The sequence below is a fragment of the Candidatus Eisenbacteria bacterium genome, from assembly GCA_013140805.1.
In the GTDB taxonomy this organism is placed as follows: Bacteria; Eisenbacteria; RBG-16-71-46; order RBG-16-71-46; family RBG-16-71-46; genus JABFRW01.
Genome location: JABFRW010000190.1, coordinates 1 through 18,446, shown reverse-complemented (window position 1 = coordinate 18,446; position 18,446 = coordinate 1). Strand labels below are relative to the sequence as shown.

General features: G+C 68.4%; 15 protein-coding genes. 7 read left to right on the top strand and 8 right to left on the bottom strand.

The window, feature by feature from the left end; all coding sequences use genetic code 11:
• Window positions 1-259 precede the first annotated feature (259 nt).
• Window positions 260-1,435: an MFS transporter gene (locus HOP12_14545; protein NOT35360.1), complete on the top strand. Its 1,176-nt coding sequence runs from the start codon at window positions 260-262 to the stop codon at window positions 1,433-1,435.
• Here HOP12_14545 and HOP12_14540 read toward each other — a convergent pair.
• On the bottom strand, window positions 1,432-2,748 hold the full coding sequence (locus tag HOP12_14540; GenBank protein NOT35359.1) for a family 43 glycosylhydrolase: 1,317 nt from the start codon (window positions 2,746-2,748) through the stop codon (window positions 1,432-1,434). The genes HOP12_14545 and HOP12_14540 overlap by 4 nt on opposite strands.
• A gap of 219 nt (window positions 2,749-2,967) precedes the next feature.
• Here HOP12_14540 and sixA point away from each other — a divergent pair, with 219 nt between their 5' ends.
• From sixA to HOP12_14520, 4 genes are read left to right on the top strand one after another with little or no spacing between them, the layout of a single operon-like run.
• Complete coding sequence (gene sixA / locus HOP12_14535; GenBank protein NOT35358.1) at window positions 2,968-3,486, top strand: phosphohistidine phosphatase SixA; 519 nt, start codon at window positions 2,968-2,970, stop codon at window positions 3,484-3,486.
• Window positions 3,483-4,214, top strand: a complete 732-nt coding sequence (locus HOP12_14530; GenBank protein ID NOT35357.1) for a thymidylate kinase — start codon at window positions 3,483-3,485, stop codon at window positions 4,212-4,214. The genes sixA and HOP12_14530 overlap by 4 nt, the downstream gene beginning before the upstream one ends.
• Window positions 4,201-4,923 (top strand): thymidylate kinase, encoded by a 723-nt coding sequence (locus tag HOP12_14525; GenBank protein ID NOT35356.1) that lies wholly within the window; start codon window positions 4,201-4,203, stop codon window positions 4,921-4,923. The genes HOP12_14530 and HOP12_14525 overlap by 14 nt, the downstream gene beginning before the upstream one ends.
• 10 nt (window positions 4,924-4,933) lie before the next feature.
• Entirely contained in the window at window positions 4,934-5,806 is an 873-nt protein-coding gene (locus HOP12_14520; protein ID NOT35355.1) for a CHAD domain-containing protein, read from the top strand.
• Here HOP12_14520 and HOP12_14515 read toward each other — a convergent pair.
• Window positions 5,793-7,439 carry a Ppx/GppA family phosphatase gene (locus tag HOP12_14515; protein NOT35354.1) on the bottom strand — a complete coding sequence of 549 codons (1,647 nt, stop codon included), beginning with the start codon at window positions 7,437-7,439 and terminating at the stop codon, window positions 5,793-5,795. The two genes, HOP12_14520 and HOP12_14515, sit on opposite strands and share 14 nt — an antisense overlap.
• A 294-nt stretch (window positions 7,440-7,733) precedes the next feature.
• Here HOP12_14515 and HOP12_14510 point away from each other — a divergent pair, with 294 nt between their 5' ends.
• Window positions 7,734-8,249, top strand: coding sequence for a hypothetical protein (locus HOP12_14510; GenBank protein ID NOT35353.1), 516 nt, complete (start codon window positions 7,734-7,736; stop codon window positions 8,247-8,249).
• On the opposite strand, the gene HOP12_14505 is transcribed toward HOP12_14510, so the two are convergent.
• The 5 genes from HOP12_14505 to HOP12_14485 form a co-directional block, all read right to left on the bottom strand.
• On the bottom strand, window positions 8,155-10,383 hold the full coding sequence (locus HOP12_14505) for a hypothetical protein (GenBank protein ID NOT35352.1): 2,229 nt from the start codon (window positions 10,381-10,383) through the stop codon (window positions 8,155-8,157). The two genes, HOP12_14510 and HOP12_14505, sit on opposite strands and share 95 nt — an antisense overlap.
• The gene (locus HOP12_14500; GenBank protein NOT35351.1) at window positions 10,380-11,249 is read right to left on the bottom strand and encodes a hypothetical protein; all 870 of its coding nucleotides are present in this window, start codon (window positions 11,247-11,249) and stop codon (window positions 10,380-10,382) included. Before HOP12_14500 ends, HOP12_14505 begins: the two co-directional genes overlap by 4 nt.
• Entirely contained in the window at window positions 11,242-12,408 is a 1,167-nt protein-coding gene (locus HOP12_14495) for a hypothetical protein (GenBank protein NOT35350.1), read from the bottom strand. The genes HOP12_14500 and HOP12_14495 overlap by 8 nt, the downstream gene beginning before the upstream one ends.
• Before the next feature lie 263 nt (window positions 12,409-12,671).
• Window positions 12,672-13,799, bottom strand: coding sequence for an AIR synthase (locus HOP12_14490; protein ID NOT35349.1), 1,128 nt, complete (start codon window positions 13,797-13,799; stop codon window positions 12,672-12,674).
• A 15-nt stretch (window positions 13,800-13,814) separates the two neighbouring features.
• Window positions 13,815-14,558 (bottom strand): superoxide dismutase, encoded by a 744-nt coding sequence (locus tag HOP12_14485; GenBank protein NOT35348.1) that lies wholly within the window; start codon window positions 14,556-14,558, stop codon window positions 13,815-13,817.
• Between the two features lie 184 nt (window positions 14,559-14,742).
• Here HOP12_14485 and HOP12_14480 point away from each other — a divergent pair, with 184 nt between their 5' ends.
• Window positions 14,743-15,177 carry a CBS domain-containing protein gene (locus HOP12_14480; GenBank protein ID NOT35347.1) on the top strand — a complete coding sequence of 145 codons (435 nt, stop codon included), beginning with the start codon at window positions 14,743-14,745 and terminating at the stop codon, window positions 15,175-15,177.
• A gap of 118 nt (window positions 15,178-15,295) precedes the next feature.
• Here HOP12_14480 and HOP12_14475 read toward each other — a convergent pair whose 3' ends face one another.
• Window positions 15,296-18,283 carry a DUF1929 domain-containing protein gene (locus HOP12_14475; GenBank protein ID NOT35346.1) on the bottom strand — a complete coding sequence of 996 codons (2,988 nt, stop codon included), beginning with the start codon at window positions 18,281-18,283 and terminating at the stop codon, window positions 15,296-15,298.
• Between the last annotated feature and the right edge of the window lie 163 nt (window positions 18,284-18,446).

The following is an 18,446-nucleotide window of genomic DNA, read 5'->3' as shown; positions in this document are numbered from 1 at the left end:
GCTCGCTCGTCAGGGCGGCACTACCACCGTCTACACCGACGACGCCAACGGCAACCGTAAGCGTCCCCGCCAAGCAGACAGCTTGGAACTGGACTCGTCCACAGCTTGCGCCTTCGGCATGATCACTCCAGCAGGTATCGGACTGCCCATCATCTGACCGCCACCCGCTATGGCAGAATCCCCCGCCCACCCGAGGATTCCGCCCATCACCAGCCCGCCTCCCCTCCACTCCACCCGCGACCGTCGCCTCATCTACCTGATGGCGTTCCTGAGGGCGACCGGCACCGGCATGGTCGGTGTGGTGGCGGGGCTCTATCTCGCGCGCGTCGGGCTCGGCGGTGCCGCACTCGGAAACGTGCTTGCGAGCGGGCTCGCCGGTATTGCGATCGCCCTCACAGTGGTCACGCTCGCATCCGATCGCGTCGGTCGTCGCCGTACGCTGGTCGCGCTCGGCATTCTCACCGCCGCGGGCACCCTCGCGTTCGCATGGGCCTCGGGGCCCTGGCTTCTGGCCGGGACCGCGTTCATCGGCATGATCAATGGCATGGGGCGTGATCGCGGCGCTCAGCTGGTGCTCGAGCAGGCGATCATTCCGGCGACCACGTCCGATCACGAACGCACCTCGGTGTTCGCGCGCTACAACGTGGCGCAGGATCTCGGCCACGCCCTGGGCGCGCTGCTATCGGCGGCCCCTGCGCTGTGGTTCGGTGGTGATCCGGTCGCCTCGATCGCGTCGCTTCGCACCGTGCTGGTCATGCACGCGGTGCTCTCGCTGGTCTGCGCAGCATTCGCGCTGGCGCTGTCCTCGCAAGCCGAAGCGGAAGGTGCGCCACGCCTCCACATCTCTCCCGAGACCCGCCCGCGGTTGATTCGCTGGTCGGCACTCTCATTCGTCGACAGCCTGGGCGGTGGCTTCCTCACCACCGCGGCCCTCTCGCTCATCTTCGCGACTCGCTTCGGGGCGAGCGAGAGCCAGCTTGGGCCCCTGTTCTTCGGCGCGCGGGTGCTCAACGCGCTCTCTCACTTCGGCGCCGCATGGTTGAGCCGCCGCATCGGACTCCTGAACACCATGGTGTTCACGCACATTCCGTCGAGCCTGCTGCTCGCTTCGGTCTCGATCGCGCCCAACTTCCTCGTCGCCTCGATCCTGTTTCTGCTGCGCGAAGGCCTGGTCGAAATGGACGTGCCGACCCGCCAGTCCTACGTCATGGCCATCGTGCGGCCGGACGAACGCACCACCGCCGCCGGGATCACCGCTCTGGTGCGCACCACCGCATGGGCGATCGGACCGGCGGCCGCGGGCCTGTTGCTCGGAGGGGCGTCATCGAGTGCGGCGCTGGCGGTCGGCGCGGGGCTCAAGATCAGCTACGACCTCATGCTGTGGGGTGCGTTTCGCCGCGTGAAGCCGCCCGAAGAACTCGCGCCGAAACCCTAGCGACCCGGCGTCCACAGCGCGCGCGCGCTGCTCGAGCCGACCGGGGTCGAGAGCCGCGCCAGGTACAGGCCGGCCGCAGCGGCGCCCCCATCGAGCTCGCCGTTCCACGACACGCGGCTCGACCCCGGCGGCAGCGCGCGATCGAGCAGCCGCTTCACGTGACGCCCGCTCACGTCGAACAGGTCGAGCTTGCAGGTCATGGTGTGACTCACCTCGACCTGAAACTCGACGCGACCCGATCCGAACGCGCCGTCCAGCACACGCACCCTCGGGCCGCCCGCGATCTCGCTCGCATCCTTCACCGCGGTCACCATCGGGGTCTCGAACGCGAAGTGCGGCGCGGTCCCCCATTCGACCCAGTACAGGTCGATCGAGCGATGGAAGTCGTTCGCGGCCATGAACAGCGTTTCGCCGTCGTGCACGTAGAACTCGCAGCCGAACAGGCGGCTGGTGTTCGGCACTTCCCACTCGAGGCGCCGCTGCGAGGTCCACTGCGACGGCGGACCCAGCAGGTTCGTGGTGGTCTGATAGTTGATCGGAAGGCCCGACTCGGTGGTATAGAACAGGTAGGTGGTGCCGTCGACGAACGCGAAGGCCGGCGATTCGATGGTGCGGCCGTAGGTGTACGCCTCGCCGGTGTTCAGCAGCGGACCGCGATCCTCCCACTCGAACAAGTCGCCGTCCGACTCCGCCACGCCGATCATCATCTGGCCGGTGGTCGAGTCCACCATCGCGCCGTAGTACATGAGCCAGTGCCCGGTGGTGCTCGGATGCGGGATCACGATCGGATCGCGAAAGTTCCCGCCCCATGGCGTGTGCGGATTGCAGAACGTCCACGGCGCGTCGCTGCAATCGAAGATCGGCTGCGGGTAGCGCGTCCAGTTGTACAAATCTTTCGAGGTCGCGATGCCGATGCGTTGTGTCTGGTTGTACGCGGGCGGCTGGTACGTGACGCCGGTGTAGAACAGGTAGAACAGCGAGTCGGTCACCAGCAGGCTGGGCGCCCAGATGTGCATGTTGTCCCACTGGGTCGGCCGCCGATCGAGCACCACCGGCTGCTCTTCCCACGCGATCAGATCACCCGAGGTGGTGTGGCCCAGATCGCGCGTGGTCGAGTCGAACGGCAGGATCACGTTCAGGCGCATGTAGAACAGGTGGTAGGACCCCTGGTGCCACAGCATCGTCATCTCCTTCGGCCGATAGGGCGAAGGCGGCACCATGCGGCACGGCGGAGGTACGCTCGTGGCTGCATGGGTGGCGGCCGGGGCGCGCAATGCGAGCACCGCGCAGGTCACGAGCAAACCGGCGATCATGCAGCGGCGCAGCGAGTTTCGGATGGCGGGAACTCGTGGAATCAAGCGGTGTCAGGGCGGGGAGTCGTGGTTCTCGAGGACGAGTCCCGCGCTGGGCCGCGGGCATGAGCGACCGAGAGTGTACCGCACCAATCGGCCGGAAAAACACGGTTTTCGCTATTCGTTCGGCCCCCGCACGCGGTGCTAACCTCGCCGCCCTCGAGCCTCCCCGAGTACCCCATGCGAATCATCCTGTTTCGGCACGGACCCGCCGGCAGCCGCGATGCCGCGCGCTGGCCGGACGACGCGGATCGCCCGCTCACTCAGCGGGGAACCGCGCGCACCCGTGCGTCCGCGCGGGGCCTCGCGCGCCTGGCGGGACCGGTCACGCGCATCTACTCGAGCCCGCTCGAGCGCGCCCGGCACACCGCCGAACTGTTGCGGACGGCGCACGGGCTCGATGCCCCGATCGAGTACCTCGATGCACTTGCGCCCGGTGGTTCGTTTCGCGAAGTTCTCAAGACACTCTCCGACTGCGAGGCGACCGAAGTCGTCGCGCTGGTCGGACATGAACCCGATCTCGGAAAACTCGCGGCGATTCTGGTGTTCGGAGCTCCGGCGACGACGCTCGCGCTCAAGAAGGCCGGGGCGTGCACGATTTCATTCATCGGCGCGCCGGCACCCGGCGAAGGCCGCCTCACCGCATTTCTTCCACCGCGCCTGCTGCGAGAGGCGCGGCTCAAACGGAGCAAGGCATGACGCAATCGACGCCGGCCGTGACCGGCACCTTCGGCGCGCTGGCGCCCGAATACCCGGGCCGGCTGTTCATCGTCGAGGGCATCGACGGCTCGGGCAAGAGCACGCAACTCACGCTGCTCGCGCAGTGGTTGCGCGGCGAGGGCTACCCGGTGGTGTTCAGCGAGTGGAACTCGTCGCCGATCGTGCGCGTCACCACTTCGCGCGGCAAGCGCCGCAAGGTGCTCACGCCGCTGACCTTCTCGCTCATTCACGCGACCGATTTCTCGGATCGAGTCGAGCGCGAAATCCTGCCGTGTCTGAAGGCCGGCGGCATCGTGCTGGCGGATCGCTACGTCTACACGGCGTTCGCGCGCGACGTGGTGCGCGGCGTGCCGCCGCGCTGGGTGCGCTCGCTTTATCGCTTCGCGGTGGTGCCGACACTGGCGGTCTACTTTCGCGCACCGCTCGAAGTCGCGCTCAAGCGCATCCTGTCGGGGCGCCCCAAGCTCAAGTACTACGAGGCGGGCATGGACATGCAATGGCACGCCGACATCCAGGAGTCCTACAAACTCTTTCAGGCCCGCATCCTCGCCGAGTACGAACAGCTGGTGCCGGAGTACGGGCTCACCGTGATGGACGCGACCCTGCCGGTCGAGCGCCAGCAGCAACTGCTGCGCAAGCTCGTGAAGCCGCTGCTCCCCAAGCTGCGCCGCAGCCGCGCGAAGAAGGTCGCCAATGCCTCGATTTGAATCCCTGGGCGACGGGATCCCGGGCGTGCTGCTCGAGGATCTGACCGGCTGGCTGATCGTGGTCGAGGGCACCGACGGCGTCGGCCGCACCACTCACGTCAACTTGTTGCGCGAGTACCTCGAGCGACTCGGCTACGCGGTCGCCGAAACCGGCTTCACGCGCTCCGACCTGACGAGCCGTGGCCTTCAGCGCGCCAAGCAGGGAAACACGCTGGGCTCGAACGCTTTCAATCTCTACTACGCGACCGATTTCGCCGATCGGCTCGAACACCAGATCGTGCCGGCGCTGCGGGCGGGCTTCGTGATGCTCACCGATCGCTACTTCTACTCGCTGATGGCGCGCGCCGTGGTGCGCGGCGCCGAGCCCGAGTGGATCCGCCAGGTCTACTCGTTCGCGCTCAAGCCCGACGCGGTGTTCTACCTGCGCATCGACGTGCCGGACCTGGTGCCGCGCGTGCTCACCTCGGGCGGATTCGACTACTGGGAATCGGGCATGGACATCCCGATGGGCGACGACCTCTACGACTCGTTCATCAACTACCAGTCGCGCGTGATCCAGCAACTCGATCGGCTCTCGAGCGACTACGACTTCGACGTGATCGACGCGACTCAGTCGGTCGAGGAGATCGACGAGTACCTCACGCAAAAGGTCGCGGCCCTGTTGCAATCGACGCCTGCGCGCCCGGCACCGCGGCTGGCGACGACCTGAAGCGAACCGCATGTCGCACGGCACCGCCGAAGCATCGAGTCACTCGCTGACCGAGGGATTCGCCACACTCGCCCGCGCCGCCGCGCGGGTACGAGCCGATGCGGATCCTGACGCGATTCACGACGCGCGCGTTGCCGCCCGCCGGCTCTCCGCACGGCTCGACTTCTGGCGCCCGCTGCTCAACGGCCGCGACGCCCGTCGCGCGCGCCGGCGCGCACGCCGGCTGCGCAGGGCGCTCGGATTCGCGCGCGGCATCGAGGTGGTGCTCGAGTCCCTGCCACGGCTCGCACCCGAGCTCCCGCCCGCTGCGCGTGAAGCGCTCGCGACCTGGCAGCTCGAACTCGAGCGCGAACGACCTGCCATTGCCGCCGCAGCGGCAGCTGTGGTGACGCCGCGGCGGCTCGACCGCATTCATAACGCGATCGCGGACGCAACCGAGGGGCTCGGCGAACGGGCGCAGCGCGCCACCGACCTGCCGGCCCAGCTCGACCGCCGGGTTCAGCGTCGCGCCGTGCGGGCGCGAGCCGCGCTCTCGATCGCGTTCGCCGCGCTCGATGACGCCGCGCTGCACGAGGCCCGCATCGCGATCAAGGGCTGGCGTTACGCGCTCGAGTGCGCTCACGAGGCGGAACGCGCCGCGCCGGCCGGCGAGCACCGCTCGCACCGCGCACGCACACCGAGGATCGAGAGCCTGCGCAAGCTGCAACTGGCGCTCGGTGCGATTCAGGATCTCGCCGAGTGCCGCGCGGCGCTCGAGCGCCGCGCGACGCTGCACACTCCGCCGCTGCGCGAGGTGTTCGAACCGCTCGAGTCGGCACGCGCCGCGGCGATTGAACGCGCGGTGCGATGCGCCGGCAAGCTCGAGTCGGCTAGCCCCGACTGACGATCTTGAGCGGAGGCGAGGCCTCGGAGCTTTTCGCGACCGCCTCCGCGCGCCGCGTTCCCGCCTCCGGCGCCCGTGCCGCCACCGGGTCGAGCTTCACGATCATGCGCATCGGCCGCTTGCGCGAACCGAGCATACGCGCGAGCAGCTCGGTGCGCCCGCGTGCGGCCCACAGCTCGAGCTTGGCGTCGCGCCGCGCGGCGACCAGCAGCGCCGCACGATCCCCGCGCCGCGAGACGCGTACGCCGCGAATCAGCTGATAGTGGCTGCGATCGAGCCCCTCGGCGACGCGCAACATGCCGGCCAGCCACCGCACCGTGCGACGACTCGCCCTGGGAAGTGCGGCGAATTCGGGATCGCGTTTGCGCGGCGCCGCCTTCGAGTGATACCGCGCGACCAGCGCCACCAGATCGACCTCGGCCGACGACAGCCCGCGTAGGTTTCCGTTTCGGATGATGTAAGCGGAGTGCTCGGCGTGACGATCGAAGCCGACCGCGGAGCCGACGTCGTGCAGCAACGCCGCGTAGTGGAGCAGGTCGCGCACTCCCGCATCGAGGCGATGCTCGGTGGCCAGTGCGTCGAACAGCGCCAGCGCCAGCATCGCCACGTGACGTGCGTGCGGTGCGTCGCTCTGGAAGCGATCGAGCAGCGCCAGCACGCTGCGCAGCCGCAGGTCCTCGATCGGCGCGAGCCGCGAGATCTCGTCTCGGTGCTTCTCGATGTAGTCGGTGACGAGTCCTTCGCGCACCCCGAAGTCGGAGACCGTGATGCCGTTCATGCCGGTGGCCTCGAGCACGTGCAGCAGCACCAGCGCCCCGGGCACGATGATCTCGGCGCGACGCGCATCGATGCCGGGCAGCCGTTCGCGCTGAGCCAGCGTCATGCGCGACAGCCGCCGCGTGAGTTCGGACAGCGCCTCGAGGGTCAGTACGTGGCCGTTCATGTGCTCGATCGCCGCACCATGCTCGAGCCAGTGCGCGATCTGAGCCAGCGCATGGATCGAGCCCGACGATCCGTAAGCACGGGAGGGCTCGAGCGCGCCGACGCGCTTGATCGAGTCCCTGGCGGCCTCGCGAATGTGACGACGCAGGCGCTGCACGTCGCCGCGCGACGGCGGATCGGAGTCGAGGAATCGCTCCGAGAGCCGCAGCGCACCGAGCGGAGCCGAGGTGGCGAGCAGCAGCCGCTCGCGATCGCCGACCACCAGCTGAGCGCTGCCGCCCCCGATGTCGACCACCAGCGCCGGACCGTCACCCAGCTGCAGCGCCGACTTGACTCCCAGGTAGATGAGACGCCCTTCGACCTCGGCCGGAATGACGCGCGGCTGCACGCCCGAAGCCGCGCGCGCAGCCTGCAGGAACTCGCCGCCGTTTCGGGCCTCGCGCACCGCCGCGGTGGCGGTGCACAGGATGCGATCCGCGCCGTGTCGCCGCGCGAGCTGAGTGAAGCGCGCCAGCGCCTCGACGGTGCGCTGCATGGCATCGCGGCGCAGACCGGCGCCGCGGAACGAACCGCGGCCGATCTGCACTACCTCGCGCTCACGCTCGACCACCACGAAGGAGCCGACCGACGTGGCATCGGCGATCACCATGTGGATCGAGTTGGTGCCGATGTCGATGGCGGCGATGCGCACGGGAGGGCTCCGGAGGCGGGCGAGAGACGGCGACGCGGGAAGTATCGGCCGCCACGGCGCAACGGCCAAGCAATCGTCCTCGTCCGGCCCCGACCCGACGAACGCGGAGATCCGAGCCGACCAGCGCGGCTGCGGCGGAATCGTCTCGACTGGGATCGGTCACGGCCTGCCGCGCGGGCCTCTCCCCCCATCGCAAGCCCCTGTCAGGCACCTGCTTGCGAATGTCACGATCCGGTCACGATTCGTCACTCCCCCCTTGTGGCCGAACAAGACCCGGACTAGCCTCACATCGTCATGAAACTCCCCGTCGCGCTGACACTGCTGCTGGCCGTCGCCTGCATTCCCGCAGGCGGGACGCTCGCGTATGCGGGCGCGCACCCTGCCGAGGGCCGTTCGATGCCCGACGGCTCGATGCCCGATCCGGACTCCGAGTGCCTGGTGTGCGCACCGGACCAGCGCCGCCTGCCGGACGGCACCTGCGCCGACATGTGGCGCAATGCGACATCGGAGTACTTCCCGATCGGTGGCGTCCAGAGCACGGCACCGCTGGCTCGCATCACGATGCGCGGCATCGAATCTCCGCGGCGCACGCGCGCAGCGCTGCGAGTGACCGACCTGCTTCACGCGATCATGCCGAGTCGTTCGCCCGTCAGCGGCCACGCGACCGTGTTCGGCGGCAGTTCGGCCGGCAGCGCGGCGTCCGCCGGTTCGGTGGTCACACCGGCGAGTCCTCCCGCGAGCGGCTCCCCCGCGTTCTGGCAGACCGGCCGGCTCTATCTGGTCTCGCCGGTCCACGGCGGAATCGAGTAGCCAGGACCCCCGCGAACCACAGCAGCCACGACGCGCGCGCGACCACGACCGCGAACGTCCAGCCCTGCGGCAGGTAATCAAGCTCCAGCCGATGCGTCCCCGCCGGCACGCGCACGCCCCGCAGCATCAGGTTCACGCGGGCGATCGGAATCTCCGCCCCGTCGAGTGAGGCGCGCCAGCCCGGAAAGTGCGTGTCCGCGATCACCCAGAACGCCTCGGCCGACGCCGAGGTTCGAATCACCAGCCGATCGGGGTCATCGCGAATCCATTCGCACCGGGCACTGCGAACCCCCTCGAAGCCGGCGCTCGACTCGGTCGTGAACGCCACTCGCTCGGGCTCCCATGAGGGATCGCGCATCGCGGCGATCACCGCAGCGTCGTCCGGGAGCACTCGCACCGAGGCGACTGAGTAGCCTCGCGGCAACGCGGCGTGCATCGCCACCACCCGGCACTCGCCCGGAGCGCTCGCGATGGAATCGCCCGCCGCGCCGCATTGCCAGCCGACCGCGCAGGCCCGAAGCACGCTCTCGCACAGGAACAAATCCTCGCGAGCCGCACGATCCCATCGACTCGGGACCGCCCCGTGAAGTCCGGCAATCTGAGGGGCGCGCCACGCAATCCAGTCATTCGAGAATCCCAGCTCCGGATCCCCCGGCCACGCCCGATGGCGCGGATCGGCGGCCGCAAGGCGCGCCAGCGCCGGGGCGGGTGGCACTCGTAGCGGAAAGCCCGGCGAAGCGCTCGACGACGCCACCTGGCCGGTCGCCCGCTCGAGCACCGGTCGCACCTCGGCGAACAATGCGAGTGCCGCCAGAGTGGCGACGAGCCCGATCGCGGCCACACCGACCCGGTGGAGCGCACGCGGTCCGGCATTCGGGAATCCGGGCCTGAGCCATCGCGCCGACCCGCCCGCGCACTCGAGCACTCCGCGCGCCGCCAGCAACGCACCGCAACACTGCGTCACGATCAACCACGAGACCGGCGTTCGAAACGCCGAGCCGATCGGGAGCTGCAGCAGAACGCGAAGCGGTGGCGGCAGCCCCGTGCCCAGGCTCAACACCGCCGCGATCGCACCGAGCGCCGCGAGCCACCGGGCAGTGCGCGCCTCGCGACCGCGCGCGGCCAGCAACCCGATCACGGCCAGCAGCGCACCGACGAGCCCCAGTGAGTGCGAATAGTCGGTTGCCGCAAGCCCGCCGTGATAGCCGGGTCCACCGAAGCCCGCAGCGCGCGGCCACGCGAGCGCCAGCAGATCGAGCGGCGCAGCACTCCAGCGCGCGGCTTCGCGCAGCGCGAAACCCGAATCCGCGCGCTGCGTGTGGCGACCATAGAGCAGCGCCGGCAGCCACACCGCCGCCGACATCGAAAGCCCCAGCAGTGTCGCAATCACGTGGAGCCGCAGCCGCCGCGGTCGAGCGAAGCGGAGCGCACGTTCGATGGCGAACGGTGCCGCGAGGCACGCCACGATCACGAGAAACTGCGGATGGCCCGCGAGTCCCTCGAACGCCACGCACAGGGCGAGCAGGAGCGCGCATCCGGCAACCGCGGCGCGCGAGGTTGCCGCGGCGACTCCGTGCGTCGCGAGCAGGGTGGCCGGCAGCAGCGCGAGCGTGAGCGACTGCGCATCATGTCCGAATGCGAGCGGCACCAGAAGTCCCGGCGCGAGCAGCCACAGAGCCCCCGCGACAAAGCCCGCCGCCTCCGAACCCGGTGGCGCCACCGGCGAAACGCGTTCTTCGGCCTGCCCTATCCACAGCACTCGTCCAAGCCATGCCGCCGCGAGCGCTCCGAGGAGGCTTGCGATGATCGGCAACGCGCTCGGCATCCGACGACTCGCGCGGTCGAGCGCGTCCCAGGTGGTGAGCAGTCCGGCGGGCAGCCACTGCGGGCGCGGATCGGCGAGGCTCGCCCCGGCCGGAATCCCCATGAACACGTACGGATTCCAGAACGTGCGCTCGTGGAGCTCGGCCCAGCGGTCGCGCGAGAAGTCGGCGTAGGCCGCGTAGCGCCCCGTATCGCCCACCACGAATGGACGCCGTTCGAACAACTGCGGGGCGAACAGCAGCGCCCACAGCGCGACGAGTGCGATCGAGCCGAGAGCACCGGGCGCGGCCGACCGGCGCGCGGCGTTCACGGCACCGCGTTCGCCAGCAGGTGCCGGATCTCTTCCCGCATCGCGGGATCGTCGGTGCCCGCCGCCGCGCGTTGCCACAGCGCGCGCGCGCGATCACCGCGCAGCGCCTGCGCCTCGAGCCGGCCGAGCCCCATCAGGGCGATGGTCTCGCTCGAATCGAGCGCGAGTGCGCGATCGTAGGCCGCCCGCGCCTCGAGCGCGCGCCCGAGGCCGCGCGCCGCTTCGCCCGCCACCACCCACGCCACGGTATCGCGGGGTTCGCGCTGCGTGACGAGACCGGCATGGTGCAGCGCCTCGCTCCAGGCGCCGCGCCGCAATGCATCGACGCCCATCACGACGTGATGCGCGGTCGCGGCGCGGTCGCCGCTGACCCACACCATGGCGCGCGCCGCGTGCACCGAGCGCTCGAATTCGTCGTTCCACCACGCCGGGGCGCGCCCGAACCCGGGCTCGATGCGGTACAGCACCGCGGGCTTGGTGGGACTCACATGGATCGCCCGCAATCCCGGCACCCGGCTCGTGGTGTCGAGCAGATAGGCAAACTCGGGGCGCAGCTGAGTCTCGTACCACGAGAAGTAGAGATAGTCGGCGCCGTTGCCGCGCGCAAACGATCCGAGCGCCGCGAGATCCTCGACACGCGGAAACTCGACCACCGGCAGGCCCGAGTAAAAGCCGATGTGTCCCTTGCGGCTCATGACGCTGGCGCCACGCGCCGCATCGGCGGCGAGCGCGCGGCCGGCCGCGATCACCTCGGTCGGCGCATCCGAGAGCGCGAGACGCTGCACGTGAACGGCCGAGCCGAGCGAGAGCCCCATCGCAATCAACGCGACGCCGCGCGCCCACTGGCCGCTCGTCCAGCTAGCCACGCGTGCCTCCCAGCATGTCGGGATCGCCGCGCGAGGCGAGCCCCGCCGCCGCCGTCACGTAGAACGGCACCAGCGGCAGCGCATAGCGCGCACTGTGGAAGGCGGCGAGCAGCGCAACGAACGACAGCGCACCGAGCACCCACACGGGCCGCAACGGTGCCGCGCGGCGAAACCACACCAGTCTCGCCGCCCCGAACAGGAGCGCGACCGTCGCCGGCCATCCGATCAGCTCGCCGGCGTGCAACAGCAGGCGCCGAGGAATCGCGACCAGCCGGTCCCACACGAACCGGACCGGATCGCGGCGCACCACCTCGAGCAGCGTGAGGTGGCGCGCGGGCACTTCGCCGGGGGCACGAAGCGCATCCTGCGTGTTTCGGCTGCCGTTCGAGTTCGCGTAGAAGCCGTAGCCCTTGACCAGCATTTCGCCGGGAACCGAGCCGGCCGAGATCGAGAGCGCCGCCCACGGTGCGATCAGCACCAGAAAGCCGATCGCGAATGCCGCGGTCGAGTGCAGCGGACGCGTCGATGGCGCCGGGTTTCCGCGCACCAGCCACGCGCCCGCGAGCAGCGAGATCGCGCTGTAGCGAGTCAGCGTCGCCACGCCGGCGAGCAGGCCGGCGAGGAACGCTCCAATGGCACCACGCGCCGCGATCGTCGCCGCCACGCACGCCACGAGCAGAAAGGTGCCCAGCATGTCGGTGGTAGCCGAGTAGCCGTAGCGGACGAAAGTCGGATTGGTGACCAGGAAGCCGAGTACCCACAGCGCCGAGAGCGCGCCCATGCGCTGGCGCACCAGCAGGAACCACAGCGAGACCGCCGCGACAGCCGAGGCGACCGAGAGCAGCTTGGCCGCCAGGAAGCGATCCGGAATCAGAGCGCTGGCGACCGCGAGCGCCACTTCGTAGCCAGGGCCGACCACGATGTAGCGCGAGTAGTCGAGCTGGCCACGCTGAATGAGCGCGGCGCCCTGCGCGTAACCGCCGTAGAAGTCGCTCTCGGCCGCGTGGTCGCCGACCACGTGAACCGCCAGCGCCAGCCACAACAGCACACCTGTAAACAGTGCAATCGCTGCCCAGGCCGCACGCGCGATCCACGGGGATTCGGGGGAAATCGAATCGGGTGTGGAAACACTGCGCCGGGTCTCGCCAGGCGCGCGCATGCCGCCTCGGGCAACGGAAGTCGGGCTCTCGAGCCCCATGGTTCCCCCGTCCCCGATCGAACACGCTCGGTCCGAACGCAATGACTGTACGGATCAGCTTCGAATCATCACAGCCAATTGGGACCTACGCACCGCCGCGCGGGACGAGAGTGTGCAAATCGGGGGACGAATGATCGCGACGATTTCCGAACACTCGTCCCGCGCGATGCAACCCTTCGATCGCCTCGTCAGTCAGATGGACTGACGGGGTGCACACGGGCGACTCAGCGCTCGGTGCGCGCCGCGAACTTCGCGTAAGCGGCCCAGTACGGGTCCGGTCGCGGCGTGTCGAGCGGCTCGATCCTGCCATCGAGGGTGGTGAGCCACACGCGTCCGGTGCCCGCGATGACCTCGCCGATTTCTGCCGCGACGATTCCCGCCGAGCGCAATTCGGCCAACGCTTCCGTCAGGCGCAGTGGCGTTACGCACGCTATTAATGCGCCTTCGGAGAGGGTCCAGTAGGGATCCAGCCCGCCCAGCGCCTCGCATGCGACGCGCGCTTCGAGGGCGACCGGAATGCGCGACTGATCCACGCGCAGATCGTTTCCGCACGCGTGGGCCAGCTCGATGAGTCCGCCAAGCACGCCGCCCTCGGTCGCGTCGTGAAGCGCCGAGATGCCGCGCTCACGAACGCCGACGCGGAGCAGCGCCTGGCAGTCCGCGACCACCGAGACCTGATCGACGAACGCCGCGGCGCGCGCGAGTGACGCCTCGACTTGCGCGGGTGACGCTTCGACCCGCGCGGGTAACGCGTCGGCGTGCACGCGTGACGCTTCGGCGAAGCGTTCCCTCATGCGCTCCGGCACCAGGTGGGCCGCGATCGCCGTGGCTTCGATCGCGCACCCCTTGGTGACGATCACGCGATCGCCCGACTTCGCCATCGCGGGCGTGAGGTAGCGACCCTCATCGCCGACTCCGATCAGCGTGGCGCCTCCGATCAGCGTGGTTTCCCCGCCGGCGCCATAGCGTCCGGTGTGGCCGGTCACAACTGCCACCTGTAGCCGTTTCCACTCGTCGCTCATCGCGCGCCAGTAGCGACCGAATGCTTCGTCGTCGAGTTCCGCGGGCAGATTGAATTCGATCGCGGCGTAGTTCGGCGCGAGTCCGCTCGTCCACAGGTCCGAGGCGAGCAGATGACACGCGAGTCGCGCCGAGCGTTCGAGCCCGAGGCACGGAATCCACGACAGCGGATCGGTGGTGACGGCCATCACGCGGCCCGCGCCGACCTTGACGATCGCGCAGTCATGGCCGGACCGGGGGCCGACGACCACCTCGGGACGCGTCGCGCCCAGATGCGGCGCGATCAGCGTTTCGAATACCGCCGGCGAGACCTTGCCGGACCAGGACGTCATCCGCGGCGCACGCCTCTAGCCCTTCAACGCGTCGCGGTAGCGCGCCGAGACGGCATCCCAGTCCACCACGCTCTGAAACGCGGTGATGTACTCCGCGCGGCGATTCTGGAACTTGAGGTAGTAGGCGTGCTCCCACACGTCGATGCCGAACAACGGCGTCCAGCCGGTCGACATCGGTGAGTCCTGATTCGGCAGCGCCATCACCGTGAGTCCATCCGCTTTGCTGTGGGCGAGCCACGCCCAGCCGCTTCCGAAGACTCCCGTCGCGGCGGCGTTGAACTTGTCCTGGAATCCGCTCAGCGAACCGAACGCCTTGTCGATCGCGCCCGCCAGCTCACCGGCCGGCGCCTTCGCGCCGTCGCGCTTGAGCGTCGTCCACAGCAGCGAGTGATTCGCATGGCCGCCGCCATGATTGCGAACCGCGGTGCGAATCTCATCCGGTACCTTCGCCAGGTCGCGCACCAGTTGATCGAGACTCCAGCCCACGACCTCCTTGCGACCCGCGACCGCCTTGTTGAGGTTGGCGACGTAGGCGGCGTGATGCTTGTCGTGGTGGAGCTGCATGGTCTGCGCGTCGAGATGCGGCTCGAGCGCGTCGAATGCGTAGCCAAGCGCCGGAAGCGTGAACGGCCCGGTGGGAGCCGCGAGGGCCGGCGTGGCGGCCGTGCCGCCGCTCGGCGTCGTCGCCGCAACCGGGGCGCCGCCGTTCGCGAGGGCCGTGCGGTCGAGGACCGTGAGAGATGCGGCGCCGAGCGCCATCGTCTTCAACGCTTGTCTGCGATCCATGAGACTCCTCCGGGGGAAGGTCCGCAGTCTACGACACCCTTCCCACGGCGGCCCCACGGGTCTAGGCTTTCGGCACGGCGCGCGGACCGACGGGCCGAATCGCGGACCGGATGCCACTGCACGCCGCTCGAGCCGCCACCCGGCTCAGGAGGTCTCCATGGCCACCGTGCAGGCAATCCTCGATCGCAAGGGCAGTGAGGTCGTTTCGCTCGGCCCCGAGCACACCGTGCTCGCCGCCGCTCACCTCATGAATCAGCGAGCGATCGGCGGTGTGGTGGTGGTCGAAAACGACCGCGTGATCGGCATGTTCACCGAGCGTGACGTGCTGCGTCGCGTGGTGTCGGAACGTCGCGATCCCGCCACCACTCTACTGAGAGACGTCATGACCGCGCCGGTCGAGACCTGCGAGGTGGCCTCGTCGATCGACGCGTGCAAGGCGGCGATGACCGAGCGCCGGGTGCGTCATCTGCCGGTGCTGCACGATCAGCGCCTCATCGGCATCGTGACGATCGGCGATCTGATCGCGTTCGAAGTCGGCGAAAAGGACAGCACGATCGTGCAGCTGAACCAGTACATCTTCGGGGCGACTTAGCATGGACGCGCAAGCCTGCGCGATGGAACGATTGGGGGAGGTGGGAGCTTCGACCGTCCCACCTCCCCGAGATCCGCGTTCAGTCGAGATTGATCCAGTTGGGCAACTTCGCTCAGCGCTATTTGGGCGCGATCACCATCTTGCTCTCCGCCCGGTAGCCCTCTGTGACAAGACGGGCGACGTAGACTCCGGCGCTCAGGCGGTGTCCCGAGTCGCTGATTCGATCCCACTCGACTTGGTGCGACCCGGCCGCTCGCTCGCCTTGCACCAGCGTCCGTACTCGGCGACCGAACAAGTCGAACACCTCGAGCCGTACTTGACTGGCACGCGGCAGATCGAATCGGATCGCGGTCGAACCCGCGAACGGATTCGGCGTGTTCTGATGAAGGGCAAACCGAGTCGGCAGGCTCAGCGCCGGGCGGTGTAGCCGTGGCCCGCTCATCCCCTCTAGCTCGGCTCCGCGCGCTACCACCGCGAATTCCGACATTGCACCCTCGGAGGCAGTGGTCGTTGTGTATGTCAGCACCAGCTGCTCGCCGATCTCGAGTGAGATCGCCACTGGCTCGGGGGCCGAGATCGCAAGTGACCCAAGCTGTGAGTGCGCAGCTGAGGTCAGTGCCAGATGGCCTGACTCCGTCTTGATCCGGCTCGCCACCTGCGAGAGCTCAAAGTCGCCAAGCACCAATGTGCGCCGCCCGACTCGCAGCGCACACAGGCCCAACAGGTCAGCGGGCGCCGCAAATTTCCGTCGTGTCCGCCAGCCCTCGCTCGCGTCGTCATCTTGAAGCACCACCAAGCCCGCATCGGAGGCGGCGAAGCCCTCTACGTCGGCCACTCGCGATAACGTCACCGTCCAGCCGCTACCTGCAGTCGGTGTCGCTTCGGCGATCAGTCCCGCCTCGCTGGGTGTGATCGATGCGGTGGTCGGTCGGTCCGATCCCGCTACCAGATAGCCTCCCCCGCCGCCGCCCGAAGTGGTGGCCGACGCCGAATTGGAGACTCCCGACCAGTTGGGGCCCGCCGCGTCGTCCTTCGACTTGAATGCGAAGTGGTAGGTCGTATTGGACGACAGGCCCGTCGCATCGAAGTACGCCTCGCTGCCGGCCGAGTCGAACGTCGCTGCGGCCGTGAACCCACTCGTCGTCGCAGCCGACCAGTTGCTCGAGCTGATGGAGACGGAGTGTCGGCGCAGCTCGCTGCCGCTCACCAGCCCCGAGACTCGCAGACTGCCGTCGTCGCCGGGCGCGGTGGCGCTCATGAAGATCGCGGTCGGAGCCGTGACTTCGACCGTGAGGTTCGTGGTGGTGGCCGGCGCCAGCGCGTCGCAAGCGTCCACGTGCTGCGCACTCTGGACCCGCACCCACTTGGCGATCGACGGCATGTTCGGGAACGCAGTGCCGCCGTCGTTGGAGCCCACGATGAACAGCAGGTAGTCGCCGGGCGGGACGTAATTGAGACTCGGCGGCGTCTTCACAATCAGCCGCGAGGAACTCGACTCCACCTTGAACTCCAGCGGCACATACCGCTGATTCTGATCGAATCCATGCGTGACAGCGCCGGGCGCGATGAGGCACACCCTGGTGACGCTGCCGGGATCATCGCAACAGAGGGTGAAGGTCTTGCCAGGCGTCAGTGTGGTTGGCGCGGTGCTGATCGCCGGCCGCTTGGCAAGCGTACCGTTCGAGCGGAACAGGTACGGCGGACAGTAGATCTCCGATTTGTACTGCCCGCCTGTTCCAGGCGAGGGCGGCTCATCGTTGTTCCCGCCGGCACTCAGAATTCGACCGTCGGGCAGCAAGATCGCCGTGGAATGATAGCCGCGAATCAGCGCCTGTTCAGGGAAGGCCTCGCTATTGATCGAGTTGTACCACTGCCCCTGCGAACCGGATCCGGTGATGTCGGGGTTCCAGTATTCTGGCTGTTTGCTGGCGGGATCATTCTCAAATGGCACCTGGGTGCCACCGATTGCCCACACATGACCGTTCGGCGCGACCACGAGATTGTGGTTGAAGCGATGGTGATACATCGTGTTCACGGTGGGTTTCCAGCTTGGACTGGAGACGGTCAGATCAATCATGCGTGCTTCATCGTGAGCCAGACCACCATCACTCTTGAACTGACTTCCGGAAGTAAGGATCTTGCCAGGCGCGTACATCGCGGCCGAGGCCGCGAAAGGGAGTCCGATGTCTCCGTAGCCTGGATAGCTCTCCCAGGTCTGGCCCGGGGCGCTCAAACGGAAGCTCTGGTTCTCCGGTCCAGCGGCGAAGAGCTTTCCGTCGGGAAGCAGGAAGTTGAACGGATACGTGCTTTGCTTGAGCGCCGATGTCGAGTGAGTCGTTCGCGTGGCGCTCGATCCGGCAATCGCAAACACGTCTGGGATGTGCGACGTCATGGTTCGCGACCAGTGTGCGGCTGCCGCGCCGACGACACCGACGTCGGCGTTTGTCTCCAGTTCGTCCCAGGTGTATTCGAATCCCACGACAGCATCACCTCCCCCGCCAGAGGCCGGCATTGCTGCGGACCAAGCGCGCCGATCGCTCAGGGGGCTCGGGGTTTCGTCCACGCCGACATCGCCTCCGAATACGGACAGCCGTCCCGCAGCATCCAGCGTCATGACGTGATAGGCGCGGGGTGCCGGGGAGCCTTCGGGCTGGGTAGTGGCGTAGCTGTCCTGGGTCCACTCGAGCGCAGTGCCGGTGTTGCTGATCCATAGCGACCACAAGTCGTTCTTGAGCCCGCTGTTGCCCGCGCCGGTGCGCCCGCCGAACATCACCCCGCGAAAGTTGCGGTATTGCGCGGTGTTGCTGGTCTTCCAGCGCGCGTAGGGGTCCAGCATCATGCGGGTCCCAAAGCGCGCCGCGGGTGGCGTGCCAGAGGGCGTGATCGTGCTCCATGCGGGAACGCTGGGATTCGAGATGTCGAGCACGTAGACCGTGCCGTTGTCGCCGATCGGATTCGCGCCATCGTTCGTGCCGCCCCAGATCAAGATGCGCTTGTAGATCGGATCGTAAAATGAGGCGTGGCCGTAGCGCGCGGAGGGCGGGGTGCCGGTGGCGTTCGTGATCTGGCTCCACTCGTAACGGTTGTCGTCGGTATCCCACTTCATCCGCCACAGCGTGTTCGACCCGCTGTTCGCCGCCGTTGTCAGCGGTCATGCAAAGTTCCGCATCTGTGGTCATTGAAAGTTCCCCACCCCTTCCGACCCGAGGAGGGATCGCATGGCAGGGAACGAACCACGAGAAGCTGCGAAGCTCGACCTTCAGGCCACT